Origin of the sequence: Syntrophomonas sp. UBA1041, assembly GCF_002316705.1 — a bacterium.
GTDB lineage: Bacteria > Bacillota > Syntrophomonadia > Syntrophomonadales > Syntrophomonadaceae > DTU019.
In genome coordinates, this window is the sequence record NZ_DCEA01000033.1 from 1 (window position 1) to 15548 (window position 15548).

15 protein-coding genes are annotated in these 15548 nt (G+C 54.2%); 4 read left to right on the plus strand and 11 right to left on the minus strand.

Annotated elements, in window-relative coordinates; genetic code table 11:
• Positions 1–416: 416 nt before the first annotated feature.
• From B2633_RS05710 to B2633_RS05725, 4 genes are read left to right on the plus strand one after another with little or no spacing between them, the layout of a single operon-like run.
• Complete coding sequence (locus B2633_RS05710; protein WP_483169700.1) at positions 417–581, plus strand: hypothetical protein; 165 nt, start codon at positions 417–419, stop codon at positions 579–581.
• A gap of 17 nt (positions 582–598) precedes the next feature.
• Positions 599–2659 carry a DNA topoisomerase III gene (locus B2633_RS05715; RefSeq protein ID WP_483169714.1) on the plus strand — a complete coding sequence of 687 codons (2061 nt, stop codon included), beginning with the start codon at positions 599–601 and terminating at the stop codon, positions 2657–2659.
• Between the two features lie 11 nt (positions 2660–2670).
• The gene (locus tag B2633_RS05720; RefSeq protein WP_483169701.1) at positions 2671–3111 is read left to right on the plus strand and encodes a DUF6323 family protein; all 441 of its coding nucleotides are present in this window, start codon (positions 2671–2673) and stop codon (positions 3109–3111) included.
• A gap of 22 nt (positions 3112–3133) precedes the next feature.
• Positions 3134–4603: a DUF6179 domain-containing protein gene (locus tag B2633_RS05725; protein WP_483169702.1), complete on the plus strand. Its 1470-nt coding sequence runs from the start codon at positions 3134–3136 to the stop codon at positions 4601–4603.
• A gap of 203 nt (positions 4604–4806) precedes the next feature.
• Here B2633_RS05725 and B2633_RS05730 read toward each other — a convergent pair whose 3' ends face one another.
• The 11 genes from B2633_RS05730 to B2633_RS05780 all read right to left on the minus strand — a co-directional run.
• A complete protein-coding gene (locus B2633_RS05730) occupies positions 4807–5304 on the minus strand; it encodes a rubrerythrin family protein (RefSeq protein WP_483169703.1) in 498 nt (165 codons plus the stop codon).
• A gap of 124 nt (positions 5305–5428) precedes the next feature.
• Positions 5429–5833 (minus strand): RrF2 family transcriptional regulator, encoded by a 405-nt coding sequence (locus B2633_RS05735; protein ID WP_483169704.1) that lies wholly within the window; start codon positions 5831–5833, stop codon positions 5429–5431.
• Between the two features lie 174 nt (positions 5834–6007).
• A complete protein-coding gene (locus B2633_RS05740) occupies positions 6008–8092 on the minus strand; it encodes a molybdopterin-containing oxidoreductase family protein (protein WP_483169705.1) in 2085 nt (694 codons plus the stop codon).
• A gap of 489 nt (positions 8093–8581) precedes the next feature.
• Entirely contained in the window at positions 8582–10039 is a 1458-nt protein-coding gene (locus tag B2633_RS05745; protein WP_483169706.1) for an acetyl-CoA hydrolase/transferase family protein, read from the minus strand.
• A 310-nt stretch (positions 10040–10349) separates the two neighbouring features.
• Positions 10350–11372: a DUF7973 family transport facilitator gene (locus B2633_RS05750; RefSeq protein ID WP_483169707.1), complete on the minus strand. Its 1023-nt coding sequence runs from the start codon at positions 11370–11372 to the stop codon at positions 10350–10352.
• A gap of 28 nt (positions 11373–11400) precedes the next feature.
• Complete coding sequence (locus tag B2633_RS05755) at positions 11401–11697, minus strand: BMC domain-containing protein (RefSeq protein WP_483169708.1); 297 nt, start codon at positions 11695–11697, stop codon at positions 11401–11403.
• 21 nt (positions 11698–11718) lie between these two features.
• Positions 11719–12258, minus strand: coding sequence for a BMC domain-containing protein (locus B2633_RS05760; protein WP_483169709.1), 540 nt, complete (start codon positions 12256–12258; stop codon positions 11719–11721).
• A 15-nt stretch (positions 12259–12273) separates the two neighbouring features.
• The gene (locus tag B2633_RS05765; protein WP_483169710.1) at positions 12274–13605 is read right to left on the minus strand and encodes a 4Fe-4S dicluster domain-containing protein; all 1332 of its coding nucleotides are present in this window, start codon (positions 13603–13605) and stop codon (positions 12274–12276) included.
• A gap of 25 nt (positions 13606–13630) precedes the next feature.
• A complete protein-coding gene (locus tag B2633_RS05770; protein WP_483169711.1) occupies positions 13631–14623 on the minus strand; it encodes a cob(I)yrinic acid a,c-diamide adenosyltransferase in 993 nt (330 codons plus the stop codon).
• Entirely contained in the window at positions 14623–14892 is a 270-nt protein-coding gene (locus B2633_RS05775) for a EutN/CcmL family microcompartment protein (RefSeq protein WP_483169712.1), read from the minus strand. The genes B2633_RS05770 and B2633_RS05775 overlap by 1 nt, the downstream gene beginning before the upstream one ends.
• Before the next feature lie 28 nt (positions 14893–14920).
• A partial coding sequence (locus B2633_RS05780; RefSeq protein WP_483169713.1) for a flavoprotein occupies positions 14921–15548 on the minus strand: 628 nt, incomplete at its 5' end.

Consider the following 15548-nt stretch of genomic DNA (forward strand, 5'->3'; position numbering starts at 1 on the left):
GGACTGCCGCCTCAGCAAGCCCTAAAGGCCATTGCGGGCGCAGCCGGAACCCAGTTTGACCCCGGCATTACCGCCATCTTCGTGGAGCAGATGGGCGGCCTGGCTTGATCTATCGACACTTAAACAGGCCGGTTGCTGATAACAATCAGCAACCGGCCTGTTAGTTTGCGGTTTATAAACTGGTTGACAAAGAATTGATATGGTTATATAATGCTTTCACTACATCTTGTTTTGCAAATATTAAATATATCATACTATGATTTATTTGTCAAGGTATAAATCCAATTATTGAAAGTGCGGTTTGGGGCTGGCCTCCATCCCGGAATATTATGGGCCGGCTATTGCTGATCCCTGATTAAATATTCTTGCCAACACTATGTTATAATAAATTTTTACTATGATCAAGGAGGTTCACCATGAATCAGGATGATAAGACACTTGAGATGATGCGTCAGATTATTGAAGAAAAGAAGAAGAAAAGCGCCTCACAGGGCAAAATGCGGCGCGGCGGGGAAAACCGCTTTGGCGCTTCCCATCCCGGAAACAAGAAGCAGAAAAAAGGCGGGCTGCCCCCCAAGTAAATGAAAGGTTGAGTGTGATGAAATCGCTGGTCTTAGCGGAAAAACCCAGTGTAGCGCGAGAAATAGCCCGGGTTCTGAAATGTCAGCAAAAAGGCAAAGGGTACCTGGAAGGGAACCGGTATGTGGTGACCTGGGCTCTGGGACACCTGGTCACCCTGGCCGAGCCCGACGATTATGACCAGAGGCTCAAGCAATGGCGTATGGAGGATCTACCCATGCTGCCCGGTAAGATGAAGCTTAAGGTCATCAGGCAGACCTCCCATCAGTATCAGGTAGTTAAAGGCCTGATGAAGCGCAATGATATCAAAGACCTGGTCATCGCCACTGATGCCGGGCGCGAAGGCGAACTGGTAGCCCGCTGGATCATGGAAATGGCCCAGTGGAAAAAGCCTTTTTATAGATTGTGGATATCCTCACAGACCGACACCGCAATTATGGAAGGTTTTTCCCATTTGCAGCCCGGCAAGGCTTTCAATAACCTTTATGACGCGGCGGTATGCCGCGCTGAGGCGGATTGGCTGATCGGGCTCAATGTCACCCGCACCCTGACCTGCAAGTTTAACGCGCAGCTGAATGCCGGACGGGTGCAGACCCCTACCCTGGCCATGATCGTGGAGCGGGAACGGGAGATCAAGAACTTCAAACCGGTTGACTACTGGACCATAAGGGCCGATTTTGCAGGATACTTTGGCGATTGGCGCGATTCCTCGGGAGGCCGGCTTTATGAACTGGCCAGGGCTCAGGCTATAGCCGACCGGGTCACAGGCCAAACCGGCACTATAAAAGAAGTCAAAACCGAAGCCAAGCAAGAACCGCCTCCGCTGGCCTATGACCTGACCGAACTGCAGCGCGACGCCAACCGCCGCTTCGGCTGGTCAGCCCAGAAAACCCTGGCTATACTTCAGGATCTGTATGAAAAGCACAAACTGGTTACTTATCCCCGCACCGATTCGCGTTATATCAGCAGTGATATTGTACCGACCCTGCCAGCGCGCCTGGCAGGTATGAATCGGGGCCCGTACGCAGCCCTGGTAAAGCCCCTTTTGGAGAAAACTCTCTCCCCGGGCAAGCGGCTGGTGGACAACGCCAAGGTCAGCGATCACCATGCCATTATCCCCACCGAACAAACGCTCAACCTGGGCAGTTTGGACGAGGAGGAAAAGCGCCTCTATGATCTAATCGCGCGGCGCTTCCTGGCAGTTTTATACCCTCCCCACCGCTATCAGCAGACCACCATGACAACGATAGTCAACGGAGAGAATTTTTATTCGCGGGGCCGCACCGAAGTAGAGCGGGGTTGGAAAGCGGTGCAGGCCGTTTTGGCTGATAAGGAGGACAAAGACGAGGAACGTCTGCCCGAACAAGCCCTGTCTGCGCACCGGCGGGGTGAAGCGGTCACCGTACAGAGCTGCAAAATCAATAAACAGCGCACCAAACCCCCGGGGCGGTATACCGAGGCCACGCTTCTGACCGCCATGGAGCACTGCGGCAAATGGGTGGAGGATGAAGAACTGCGGGAGTCGATCAAAGGCAGCGGATTGGGAACCCCGGCCACCCGGGCCGAGATTATCGAAAAGCTGATTCACACCAGTTATATTGAGCGCCATGGCAAGGAGCTGCTTCCCACCTCCAAAGGCATTCAGCTGATCGGTCTGGCTCCCCCGGCCTTACGCTCCCCAGAGCTCACCGCCCAGTGGGAGCAGCGCCTGGCCGATATCGCCAAAGGCCGAGCCAAAAGGTCGGGGTTTATCGCGGACATTCGCCGCGACACCTCTGAACTGGTAGAAGCGGTAAAGAATTCCCAGACGGTTTACAAAGCCGACAATATATCCAAAAGCAAATGCCCCCAATGCGGAAAGTTTATGCTAATCGTAAACGGCAAGCGCGGCCGCATGCTGTCCTGTCCTGACCGCGACTGCGGCCACCGCCAGCCTGAAAAGGAAAATCCCTATGGCTACAAAGGGGAAAGCCGGGCCAATCAAAAGCTGATCGCCCGCTACAGTGACCAGGAAGAGTTGGGAACCAATCTGGGAGACCTCTTCAAGGCCGCTCTGGCTAAAAAGCAAGAGGAGAAATAGGGAGAACTGCCATGAAATCCTGGCTGGATATTTATAAACCGGGTAATTACGCGGTTGAACGCCTTTACCGCAATGAAATCCTCCAAAGCAATCAGCAATCCCGGCAGTACGGCTTGGAGTTGACCCCCCTGCAGGCTATGGAACTGCTGCAGACCCGGCGCCGGGCCTTGAAGAGCCAGGGCCGGTTGGAGCTGGGAATTGAGGTCATCAAAAAGATGATTGCCGCCTTCTGCTCCTCGCCCTATATTCATCCTCACGAATATGCCGGCACGTTGGGGGAACTGGTGGAGATCTTCTACTATATGAAAAATGAGACCCGGGAACGCCTGGGTGATGACGAATTAATCACGGTGATGCGGGAATTGTTCGACAGCCAGAGCCGGGGATCGCTGGAACTCCTGCGCGACCGCGACCTGGATCGCTACGCCCGCGAGCTGCGCGACCGGCAGTAAATTCGCAGAAAGGAGCCCCGGTTTGAATCGACCATCCGACCTGGAAAAACACCGTTATTTGGATAAACGCCGCCTGGATTCTCATCACTTCACCCTGTCCTTGCTGCAGAACGCCCACCGTCTGGGGCTGATCGACAAGGCCGGAATGGACTCCATCCAGTCCCAGGTGATGGATTTGCTGGCCGCTGCCATACGGCTATACACCCGCGGCGAAAGCACATCGGTAAAAAACGAAACCGCACAAGGCATCATGCTGTCTCTGTTTTATGCCATGGACGCCTGCCTGCGCAGCCCGGGTCATCCCGATGAAGCCCTGGAACAGCTGCAGGCCCGGGGATTAGCCTCTATACACAGCCAGGGCCTGGCTATCCTGGAGTCTTGTTTGCTGGATACCAGGCGGATATACGAAAACCTTCTGCAACAGAGGTTAAAGGTGGCCAACCTTGCTTACCAGTCGACCCTGGAGGAGGCCCTGCCCGATTTCTTCAATCACTATGACGTCCGCTTCGCGGCTCACGAAACCATGGCCAGCATCGACTACCCTCTGTTTCTGGATGACATGAAGGTCAGCGGCGTCTTTTATATCAGGAAGTATCTGCAGACCTTGACGGTGGAAAACAGTTTCTGCCGGCGCTACAGCACCAAAGAGGTGAAAAACCTCTTAACCGCCTATGGCCGCACCTACCGCATAAATATCAATGAGGCCTTGATCAATATATTTGAGATCGTGGCCACCAATGCCATGTTTTCGCTCCTGGCCGGCAACCCGGCCCAGCAACTGAGCATCAGCAAAGCCCAACTGGAGTCGCTGTATCAGGTCTTGTCCGCAGCGGATGAATCAGGGCGCCTGGAAATGCTTGGAGCCCAGGCTGAACTGCTGCTGGTTTGGCCCGGCGCATCACAGGATGATTACAACCTGACCCCCGATGAACCCTGGGCCGCTCCAGTCCCTGTTCCCGGCTTAAAACAGCTCTTGGAGCATTTGTTGACCCTGATAATGCCCAGACTGAACCGGGCCCTGGAGTTCGGGAACCTGGAAAACGTGGTTATAGTCAGCAGCAAGGCTGCTGCACCTGATGCGCCCAGGATTGTTTTTAACGCCGGGATCAAAATGGATGATGACAGCTTTAGAGAATTGATCGGAGATATCATGGCCTGCCGGGATGGGGCGCAAAAAGCCGCCCTGATTACCGGCCGCAGCCAATCCCTGGCCGACTTCATTGACATATTAGAGGCCGACTGTCTGTTTGAGGGGGAATACCAGGCTTTATACGCCCGGCTGGGGGAAATGGAGCTGGCTCTTCTGGCCCGAATACTTTTTGTTGAAGAGATTCGCAGCGATGGGGAGGGTTTTTGCCTGCGGCCTGAAGCAGGCCAGGCATTCGACTATCCCTGGCAGGCGGAGCTGTCGTTTTTCCTGCAAAACCTGCCCGCCCACCGCATCAAACTGATCGAACACCTCATTCACTCCAGCCTGGAGACAGAAATCTAGCGGAACAGTGGGAGAAGTCGGGGGGAACTCAGTCCGGCTGAGTCAAAAGAACCGTCCCCGCCACTCTCCAGTCTTTCCCGCTTGGCCGTATTCCCGCCGGGCGCCTTGCTTGGCGGCTACTCCCGGACAAAAAAAACCATGGCCTCGGAGTGGGCCATGGTTCAACATCAGGGTGGGGGTTCTTGCGGATGATAGAGGGGTTTTTAATAGGCTTCAAAACGGCTTCCCGGCACTCCGCAGATCGGGCATTTGTCCGGGGCCTCATTTTCATGAACATAACCGCAGACCGGGCAGAGCGAAAAAGACTCAGCCGGAAAATCCTGGTTTTGTTTCACTGCTTGCAAGGCTTTGAGGTAGAGATCATGATGCGCCTTTTCAGCCTCGTTGGCAAAGTGGAAGGCGAAGCGGGCCGGCTTGTTGCCTTCCTGTTCGGCTTCAATGATGAAACCCGGATACATTTCGGTAAATTCATAATGTTCGCCCTGAGCGGCCTCTTTCAGATTGTCCTCGGTGCTGCCTATGCCATTCATGATCTCCAGATGCTTTAAGGCATGAATGGTCTCAGCCGCAGCAATGGCTTTATAGAGGCGGCTCACCATGGAGAGTTTTTCTTGTTCAGCTTTTCTGGCGAAAGCCAGATATTTGCGATTGGCCTGAGATTCACCTGCAAAAGCCGTCTTCAGATTCTGGTATGTAGACATTTACCGTACCTCCTTTTAAATTTATACATACATAATGTTCGACAACCGATAAAAACATATTCCTGTTGCTTTCATCCCGGGATGGATTGTATACTTTCAGGGTATAGTTTTGAGGCAAAAAATACTATTCCAGCAAATCGCTAAATACTACCTTGCTAAAATCGGCGTTAAGCCGCTGTTGGATACCTGCCAGGGCTTGATGCACCGGACAGTCTGGAGGCCCATTTTTGGAGCAGTAGTGCTCATCTATAAAGCAGCGGTTGAGCCTTATCGGGCCTTCAATGGCTTCGATCACATCCAGCAGGCTGATCTCAGCGGGATCTTTAGCCAGGACATAACCCCCTCCCACACCTCGTTGTGAAGTAATAATGCCGGCCCTGGTCAGGGAGGGCATTATCTTAAACAAGTAACGCATGGGTATGCATTGCGTCTGTGCGATGGTCTGAGCTTCAACCACTTCCCCACGGGGCAGAGTCGATAAATATAGAACAACTCTGAAACTGTAATCCGTAGCCTGATTGATCTGCATTCATTTAATTCCTTAATTGTTTACCCTTTGAGTATATTTTAAGCATACTCATCGACAACTGCACTGTCAATAGTATTTTGGTTTCTAATTGAAAAATTTAAACGAGGATAGCCGGACGACAACCGGGGATGACCATTGGGGACGATCCTTTTTTGTCACCTCCGATGATCCTTCTCAGGACGGCTTCAAGTCTACCCTGCAGGGCAGGTTTTTTAGATTGGGAGTGCCGAATTCTTTGCCCAGCTTGCCTATTGAAGTAAGTATATTGAAATTGGATTTCTGCCAGTCATATTGGGTATCGGGGCTTCCTTCCGGGAACCACCAGCCTATGTCGGCACACAGCACGCCGGGCATAACCCGGTCGGTAACCTGGGCCGCCTGCACGATCTGACCATAAGGAGTGGATATGATCACTTCGTCTCCAGAGCTTATCCCCTGGGCTTTTGCTGTATCGGGATGTATCTGCACCTCCGGCATGGGGCTTTTCTGACGCAGTTTTTGCACCCAGCGATAGGAGGAATGCAGGTAATAAGGATTTTTGGCGCTGATTAAGAGCAAAGGATAAGCGCCCCATTCCTCCTCGGGAAGTCCGGCATACTCCGGCAGGGCCTTAAGTTTTAACTTTTCGGCCTGGCTCAGTTTCAACTCGACTTTTCCAGTCGGGGTGCGAAATCCCTTGGCCAAATGCAGGTTAAACCGATCCGGGCCTTTCAGATAACCCCGGGCGGCAAAATCCGCGAAGCTCAAGCCCGCCGGCCTCAGGATATCTTCCAGAAACTCTTCGGGATTGTCATGCCAGTATTCAGGCGGGGAGACGCGTTTGCCCAATTCATTGAGGATTTTTATATCCGCCCAGCACTCCGGCGGCGGCTCCACCACCTGGGGGCGGGCAAATATGATGCCGTGGCCAATGCCATAATGGCCGATATCATTCATTTCATATTGGTGGGCTACCGGCAAAACTATGTCGGCCATAGCAGCGGTTGGAGTCATGAACATTTCCGCTATGGCTATAAAGTCGAGGCGGTTTAAGGCCGCAAAGGTAGTACGGCTGTCAGCCCAGGTCACCAAAGGATTGGTGCACATACCATAATAGCCTTTGACCGGGTAAGGGCTCCCGGTCAAGACCGCCTGGCGGAAATAAGCTGGAGGAACCGTCATCATACGGGGAATGGTGCCGTGGTAAGCACCGATCATGGTCTTAGCTTTATCAGGGATCAGGTCGGCCCGGACAAAAGCTCCCAGGCCCATGATCTTGGGATCATGCGGGTTGATATTGCCCCCCGGGACCTCCAGGTTGCCGGTGATGGCCATCAGGCAAATCAAGGCCCGGGCAGAATCAAATACATTAATGTCGTGTTCGATGGCATTGCCCCATTGCAGTGCGGCCGGCTTGCTGCGGGCATACAAACGGGCTCCCTGACGGATCAAATCCGCTGCCACTCCGGTGATAGCCGCCACTGCTTCAGGGGTGTAGTTCTGCACCTGCTCAGACAAATCCTCAAAGCCATAGGTAAAGCCGTCAACAAAATCCCGGTCATAGAGCAGATCACTGATAATGACATGGATGAAGCCCAGGGCTAAAGCGGCATCTGTACCCGGTTTAACCTGCAGCCACAAATCCGCCCTTTCAGCCAGACCGGTGCGGCGCGGATCGATCACCATTAGTTTGGCGCCATTTTTTATTTGCTGTAAGGCCAAAGTGGCAATCTGGCCTTCTTCGTTGGTATCCAATAAATTGCTTCCCCAAGCCACGATGAGATTGGTAGGATTGTGCAGATCAGCCACCGGGTAAAACCCGCAAGTGTGAAGCCCGCTGACCTCACGCGGGGCATGGCATACATCCTGAGAAGCGATCACATTGGGTGAACCGAATAGATTGGCCAGGCGAATCAACACAAAATGCTCCAGACCTTTGGGCATGCCTACTCCGAAGCCCACCGCACGGGCCCCGTATTGTGCTTTGATCTCAAGCAGCCTTTGAGCGGTCTCCTCCAGGGCCTCATCCCAGGAAATCTCCCGCCATTTGCCCTCACCCCGTTTGCCAGCCCGTTTAAGCGGGCTGAGAAGCCGGTCGGGATGATGCAGACGGTCTGCTGAAACCCGGCCTTTATAGCAGGTATAGCCGTTGTTTAAATAGCCTTCCAGATCGCCCTTTATCCTGACAATGCGGTTGTCTTTGACCCCGACCAGCAGGGCGCAGCCGCCATGATCCATACGGCCGCAGTGGGTTTTTATCCAGGTTATTTCCTCTGCCATAATATCCTTCTCCTTACGGATAGTTGATACCGGCAGTTTTACTCTCTCCCTAAAGCCTATTGTCGCTTCATTCTCTCTATCTCTATTATATTTATCCGGTCGGGTTGATAATTCCTGCTGGAAAAGAGGGAAAGCACATGGAATACTGTAAAGGCCTCAAACGCTGGCAACCAATCTAGAAAACTCTAATCGGCCCGAAGGATACCGCAGGCACAAGCTATTGTAAAAGTAAGGGAGGCGCTATGCGTGGATAAAGCAGCCAGCAGGCCATTCGCTGCCGGGTTTCCACCTGTGAGTACCGGGGCGGCGGCCTCCGCACCTCGCGTGAACGCAGCAATCGCCTCCAATCGGTTTCTTTTTCATTATTCAACGATGTCGATAGCCGGCTCGATGAACACCGGGCTTTTGACCGGGGCGGCAAATGGGGACGGTCTTTTTTGGTTACCGTCCCCATTCGCCCCGTCCGGCGTTCTTCTGTCTCTCCCTATTTCAGCTGATTTTGCTGGTTTTTACCCAGATGTTCATCGCCCCGGCCTGTCTTATCAGCTCATCGCGAACCGAGGGGTGGGCGATGCTGATAAGAGATTCGGCCCTTTCCCAGGTGCTTTTGCCAGCCAGATTTACCGCGCCGTATTCCGTTACCACATAGTTAACCATGGTGCGCGGCACGGTCACGATGGATCCGGGCGCCAGCGTAGGCACAATACGGGATTTGGTTTTGTCCTTAAGGGAGGTCAGGCAAATTATGCCTTTACCTCCCCGGGAATAGAAAGATGCGTTGATGAAATCGAGCTGCCCGCCGGTTCCGCTGATATGCCGGGTGCCGGCCGACTCCGAGCATACCTGGCCATATAAGTCAATTTCAATGGCATTGTTAATGGAAACGACTTTGTCATTCTGGGCGATCATGTTGAGCGAGTTGGTGTAGTCCACTGAACAGCTGGCCAATGCCGGGTTTAAATGCATAAAATCGTAGAGCTTCTTGGTTCCCAGGGCAAAAGTATATGTCATCTTCTCCTTATCGATGCTCTTTCTTTTTCCGTTCATTCGCCCCGACAGATACATTTCCATATAGGCGTCGACCAGCATTTCGGTGTGCCCCCCCAGATCTTTGAGATCTGATTGGGCGATCATCATCCCGACCGCATTGGGCATAGCCCCTATACCCAGCTGAATACATGACCCGTCCTCGATCATTTCAACAATGGTCTCCGCTATCTGACGGTCGGTATCGCTGCTGCCCGGAACCGGTATCTGCATGAGGGGCTGGTGGTCGGTTTCGACAATATAATCCACATCAGAAATGTGTATGCTTTCGTTGCATCCACCCAAACATACCGGGGCCTGGTCATTGACCTCGACGATCACCTTTTTGGCCTTCCTGGCTATGGCATAGTGCACCGAATTGGAGGCGGAGAAATTGAAATAGCCGTTGCGGTCGATAGGGGCCACCTTGGTCATAAATACGTCAGGCTCATGATAGCGCTCGTACAATGCCGGACATTGGTGGTAAAGAAAAGGAATGTAGTTGCTCAGCTTCAGGTCATGCAGGATGCGGTCGCCGGCGCTGAAGTGCCAGCTGTTGTAAATAAAGTGCTCGCGGTGCGGGTCGACCACTGCCACTGCGGCCAAACCCGGGAAGTTCAGGCACCTGACCTTGACATCATGCAATTCCGGGGCTCTCCCGGCCAGGAAAAGATCCAGGTAGGTGGGGGCCATGGCAAAATGGCCGTAATCTACCCAATCCCCCGATTTAACCGCTTTGACAGCTTGCTCTGCCGAGCATAGCTTACTGTGATACTGGCTGGAAATATTCATGAGTCCCTCCATAATGACAGTGATTGCATGGCAGCAGGGGCCGCATTGCCTTGATGCCAGTCTTTTATTTTTTACTTTTGGTTTGATGCCGCGCGTATAGGCGGCGGCCCGGTTAATATCATTGATCACACCATAATTCTAAACCTGGCAGTGCCGTGATCGGGGATCCTAGACCATGCCGTCCTAAAAATTCGTCAATAACCCGGTCCGTGGCATAATACTGTGTTGGGGCCGGGCTGCCCCGCTCCACAGAGCGGGGCAGCCCCTGATGGCAAAAAGGCTCAAACCTACTGCCCCGGCACAACAACATTAATTTTGAAGGTTAGCACTCTTCAGGGATCGATGCCTGACCGCAATATGTTGTCAACAACCCTGTCCCCGTGGTAAAAAGTTGTCAACAACTCCGTCCCCGCGACATCTCAACTCCGTCCCCGCGACATCAGGCCGGGATTTCTTTGGCTTTGACAACGCTGCCCGCCCGGCTCTTGTTCCAATCCCAGATACCCCAGACAACCGCCGCAGCCAGGATAATGACCGGCGGAACATTGCCCATCTCGTAGAGTCCCATTATTCCTAAAGCATAAGCTACCAATGATCCGGTGAAGATGCCGAAGGCCGGAGGGTCTATGTGAGTATCGCCGTGAATCAGGAACAGCCTGGCTCCCAGATCGGCCAGCAAGGCTCCTACGATACCCATGGTGACGCCCCACAGAATGTTTCCGCCGCTGAACAAGGTGCCATAGGCTGCACAGAGTGTGATGTGATGGGTGACGGGAACAGCCGTGCCGTACTGCAGGAACACCAGAGAAGCGGCAGAGATCAGGAAGCCTACAAAAGGCGCGCTGCTTGCCGTAGCGGGGTCGGCCAGCATGGTGCTGGTGACAAAAGCTGACAGGCCGCCTGCGGCCACCCCGATAACAATTTTCTCGGCCGTGCTTTCCATGAAAGGCAGCCAGCGCTGGTCGCCGCCGAATACGAAACGTCCTCTGGCCTGGGCTTCAGGGGTCAAGCTTCCCAGGAACCCGTCGCCGAAGACAGCTTTGGCGATCAGGGCTGTAAATACCACCGTGAAAGCCACCGTATCGAATTGACCTTTATTGAATATCGCTGCCGCCGTAACTTGAGAGACATATCCCACCATACCGAATATGCCGCCTACAACCAGCACGCCGGGCTGTTTTAAGCCCATCAAGCCGGCGGTGATGTCCTTACCTGAAACCATGTATCCCATTTTCTTGGCAAAAGCAGCCGCCGCCACCCCGCCCGCAAATGCGATATGGGGGCCGAAGAAAGGGCCGAAGGTGATGATACTGTGCCAGTCGAAAGTAGACCCGGACATGGCCGCAGCCACCCCCACAAATCCTAAGAAACCGCAGAATATAAAAGCGGGGAGGGCTCCGATGGCTGCCCCGAAAGCGCCGCCGCAAAAGGAAATCAACAAAAGGGTAGTATCGATATTCATACTATAAATTCCTCCTTTACCTCTCACTTTACCTGGCCTGCGCCTGTACCGCTTTCATTGCGGACTGCACTGCTGCTGTATCTCCGAAAAACCCGATGGTGTTAATATGCTGCGGGCAGGTGCCATGCAATTCCACTGCGCTTACCGATCCCGATTTGACCCCTACGTCGGCTAGATAAAATAGATTGGGCAAATCAGTCTGCACCAGTCCCACAGCATCTATTCGCTTGCCTTGTATTTCCTTTCTGCAATCCGGCGGCATCCTGCGCAACAGCATGGCCATGGTACTTGGTCGCGGGGCCTGAATCAGCCGCGTGATCAGCATGACATGTCACCTCCTTCCTTTCTAAAATGTCAGTTTGGGATGCGGTGAAGCAATAATCGATGAGGCCAGAACCACTCCTTCGTCAGCCAGTTTGTCGCAGGCTGTTTTTACCGCTACTTTTACCGCACTCAGCTCGCCGCACAGGTATACAAAAGCCTTGCCGCCCATACCGCGTGCCAGCCGGATCTCGATAAGGTGCACATTGGCTGCCTTGGCGGCCATATCTCCGGCCACCACGCCCGATGTAGCATCAACCGTTTCGATGATGCCCAGCGATCCTGTAACCTCCGCGCTGCTGGTTGCTGACAGTGCCGGTATCACCTCGGGATGGATATTGGGCAAAACGAAACTGGAGATGGCCAAAGCGGGATCCAGATTGACGCCCTTTTCCACGGATTCTTTTACGGCGCTGATATCCCCGGAAATGAGGGCCACAAACTTGCCCGGACACATCACCGTAGCCTGAATCAATTCCACCTTGCCGCCCTTTAGCATGACATCAGTGGCTTCCAAACCTTTGGCAATGCTCCGATATTCTATAAATCCTAACACCTGCTTCATGACCTGGCCCCCTTTCTAGCTGTTTGCTCGTTCTATTACGATCCGTTCTTGACTGCATTCGCTGACCCGGCCGGCTATGCTGGCAAAAATGCGGCTGCCCAGCTTGCCCCGGGGTATTTCGGCCACCAGTTGACCCATAGCCACCGCCTCTCCCGCCTTGACAACCGCTTCAGCAGGAGAACCGATATGCTGTTTTAAAGGCAAGACCACTTTATCAGGCTGCAGCTCTGTGGGGTAAAAGGGCGCGAAAGCCGCATAGCCCTTGAGGTTCAACCGCCTGATGAGCCGTTTGGTTGGTATGCGGCGGTAAGGGCGCATAGCATCAGGCTGGGCGGTTTTGCCCACGAAGGGATTTTTTATCCCCGTTTTAGTGACTTCAGCCTTGAGCAGCTGATTGACCCGGCGCGGTGAAAGCCCCATGGGGCACGCATACAAATCGCAGGCGCCGCATTCCGAACACAGTAAGGATTGAAGGGCCTTGTCCCCCTGAGCACCGCCATAGCTGGCCGCCAGGATAGTCTGATTGGGGTTGATGCCATAACCCAGCAGATTGCGCGGGCACAAATCAGTGCACAGACGGCATTGACAGCACATGGCCCGGGCCTGCCTTAAAATCGTGGTCAAAGGCTGGCTTTGCACCCCTATTACCGGGTTGTGCCGGGGCAATACCAGCAGGCCTTTGGTGGTTTTGGTTACCGGATGTTCAAGATCTGCCAACATGCGGCCCATCATGGGGCCGCCGTCGATTACGGCATAATCCGCAATCACAGCCCCGCCGGCCAGATCTATCATCTGCCTGACGCTGACTCCCAGCGGAACCCAAAAAGTACCGGGGCTGGCTACTGCTCCAGACACGGTCACCCATTTATGGGTGAGGGGTCGGCCGGCTTCAGCCTGAGCCAGGTTCCACAATGTCTCTACATTCATCACCACCACCCCGATCTCCAGCGGAATGCTGCTGTGGGGGATCAGCTTGCCGGTGGTTTCATACACCAGGACCACCTCATCACCCGCCGGGTAAAAGTCGCCCAGAGGCGCAATATACAAGGAGGCATAGGTTTTGATGGCTTCCTGCATGGCGGCAATCACTTCTTCATGTTTGGCTTTGATGCCTATGATGGCTTCCCCCGCGCCCAGATCCAGGCGTACCTTTTCCAGCATTCCGGCCAGCAGATCCGCGTCTCTGAGCATGATGTTCTGATCCACCGACATCAAGGGCTCGCATTCCGCACCATTTAAGATGACGGTTTCAACCCGGGCATCCAGTTTCACATGGGTGGGAAAGCCTGCGCCGCCTGCCCCGACTATGCCGGCTTGCCGCGCTATATCGGACATACGCTTGTTCATCGATTTTCTCCCCTCAGTGACTGTCCTATTGCCCGGCCGGCCCGGCATACTCATTCCAAACCGCAACTGCCGCCCGGGCGACTTCTATATCCTGTTCGACGCTGCCGCCGCTGATGCCAATGGCGCCCATTAACTTGCCGCCTTTTTTCAAGGGGAAGCCCCCTCCGAATATAACCAGGCGCCCCTGGTTGGTGGATTCTATCCCGTACAGGGGCTGGCCGGGCTGGCTGGCCTGGGCTAATTCATGGGTGGGCATTTTGGTGGCTGCAGAGGTAAACGCCTTGCCCCGGGCAATGTCGATACTGGCCAGGATGGCCTCCTCCTGGCGCTCCAACACCAAAAGGTTGCCCGCCGCGTCAACCACACAGGCTACTACCGGCAAATTCATGGTCTCAGCCCTCTCCTGGGCGGCAGCAATCATTTTCCTGGCCACCACCAGGGACATCCCACAGGAGGCCCCGTTCTCCAGGTGTTCCATAACCCGATTTTTAACGATCTGCACTAATTCCTCATCCCCTTCCACCCGGGCCATTACGAATAAGAGATCCGACAAACGGTTCAGGTATTGAGGAATCTCCTGCCGCAGTTCCTGGCTTTGGCGGAGGTCAATGATGAGGCGCTCGGCCCGCCTCACTATGGTGCGGGCCAGGTCCAGGCCGCCGCTCCCGGCGGTCCCGCCCGGCAATACCATACCGGTCAGCTTGGGCAGTCCGGCGGAGAGATCGTCGATTATATTTTCCAAACGGCGGATATCCGCCTCGCCAACCGTTTTGGGCAGCTTGGCGAGCCCCTTGGAAGTGCTGGCTACCTCTGCCGATATTACCTGCAGATCCTGTTGTATGCTCACTATGATTTCTTTTAAGCGTTGGCTTTGGATGAGGCCCCGGGCCAGGCCCAGACATGAGCTGGCTTCATCCAGGGTGCCGTAGCACTCCACCTGGGGGTCCGCTTTGGATACCCTTTTGCCCCCCCACAGAGAGGTCTCGCCTTTGTCGCCGCTGCGCGTGTAGACTCTCATCAGGTTCCCACCTCCCAGCTGTCAACAATGCCAACAATAGCGGCATTAACGGGAGAATTAGTATCATTGATAGCCAGGCGGGCCGAACTGCCTTCCACCACCAGCACGATCTCCCCGATTCCCGAACCCACAATATCCACTGCCACGTCCATCCGGCCGGAAACGGCGCCATCCAGGGACAGGGGACTGACAATGAGCAATTTCCAGCCTACCAGACGCTGGTCTTTTTTGGTGGCTACGATATGCCCGATCACTTTGGCTGCATACATGATCCCACTCCCTCCCGCATAAATCTGATCATCTCAAAATCTCAATACCGCGCTCCCGGGCCAGATCCTTAGCCATAGCGGTTACAACCGTATTGGGTCCGATTTTTATAGCCTTGCGCTTGCATACCGAGACATCTCCAGCGCTCAAAACCCGCAGGGTAAAGACATCCGCATCCTGAACAGCCGGCGCAACCGCCGCTTGGGCCTGGCCGCTCTGCTTAATGCCCACCCCCAGTACAGCCGCGCTTAAATCACCGGATTTAACCAGGGTTATGCCGAATTCGGCCAGCCTGTCGAGATTGCTCTTCAACATCTGTTTGAAAGCGGCATTGCCCAAATTCATGTTTATCTTGTCCCGGGCGGAGTCATAGGGATCGCAAGCATCGCACACCGCAAAGACCGGCTTGCCCCTCATAAGGGCGTATAAAGCCAGGGTGCCGACCAGATTGTCGGCGATGCCGTGAGCCAGTTTGGCAGCGGTATTCATGGTCAGCAGCGGTATGATCACCTTGTCGGCGTTCTTGCTCAGATCTCCCGGGGATTTGCGGTTGGCTTCGGTTATGATTTCTATATCGCCCAGCTTGGATTTGAGCAGATCAGGGCCGATAATGGCTTCCGCGGCCGGGGTCAAGACCAAGCTGGGCGATATAGAAATC

What these genes read in the sequence shown, in the direction of transcription:
- B2633_RS05710 (WP_483169700.1), top strand. Translation starts at nt 417, where the DNA reads ATGAATCAGGATGATAAGACACTTGAGATGATGCGTCAGATTATTGAA.
- B2633_RS05715 (WP_483169714.1), top strand. Translation starts at nt 599, where the DNA reads ATGAAATCGCTGGTCTTAGCGGAAAAACCCAGTGTAGCGCGAGAAATA.
- B2633_RS05720 (WP_483169701.1), top strand. Translation starts at nt 2,671, where the DNA reads ATGAAATCCTGGCTGGATATTTATAAACCGGGTAATTACGCGGTTGAA.
- B2633_RS05730 (WP_483169703.1), bottom strand. Translation starts at nt 5,304, where the DNA reads ATGTCTACATACCAGAATCTGAAGACGGCTTTTGCAGGTGAATCTCAG.
- B2633_RS05735 (WP_483169704.1), bottom strand. Translation starts at nt 5,833, where the DNA reads ATGCAGATCAATCAGGCTACGGATTACAGTTTCAGAGTTGTTCTATAT.
- B2633_RS05740 (WP_483169705.1), bottom strand. Translation starts at nt 8,092, where the DNA reads ATGGCAGAGGAAATAACCTGGATAAAAACCCACTGCGGCCGTATGGAT.
- B2633_RS05750 (WP_483169707.1), bottom strand. Translation starts at nt 11,372, where the DNA reads ATGAATATCGATACTACCCTTTTGTTGATTTCCTTTTGCGGCGGCGCT.
- B2633_RS05755 (WP_483169708.1), bottom strand. Translation starts at nt 11,697, where the DNA reads ATGCTGATCACGCGGCTGATTCAGGCCCCGCGACCAAGTACCATGGCC.
- B2633_RS05760 (WP_483169709.1), bottom strand. Translation starts at nt 12,258, where the DNA reads ATGAAGCAGGTGTTAGGATTTATAGAATATCGGAGCATTGCCAAAGGT.
- B2633_RS05765 (WP_483169710.1), bottom strand. Translation starts at nt 13,605, where the DNA reads ATGAACAAGCGTATGTCCGATATAGCGCGGCAAGCCGGCATAGTCGGG.
- B2633_RS05770 (WP_483169711.1), bottom strand. Translation starts at nt 14,623, where the DNA reads ATGAGAGTCTACACGCGCAGCGGCGACAAAGGCGAGACCTCTCTGTGG.
- B2633_RS05775 (WP_483169712.1), bottom strand. Translation starts at nt 14,892, where the DNA reads ATGTATGCAGCCAAAGTGATCGGGCATATCGTAGCCACCAAAAAAGAC.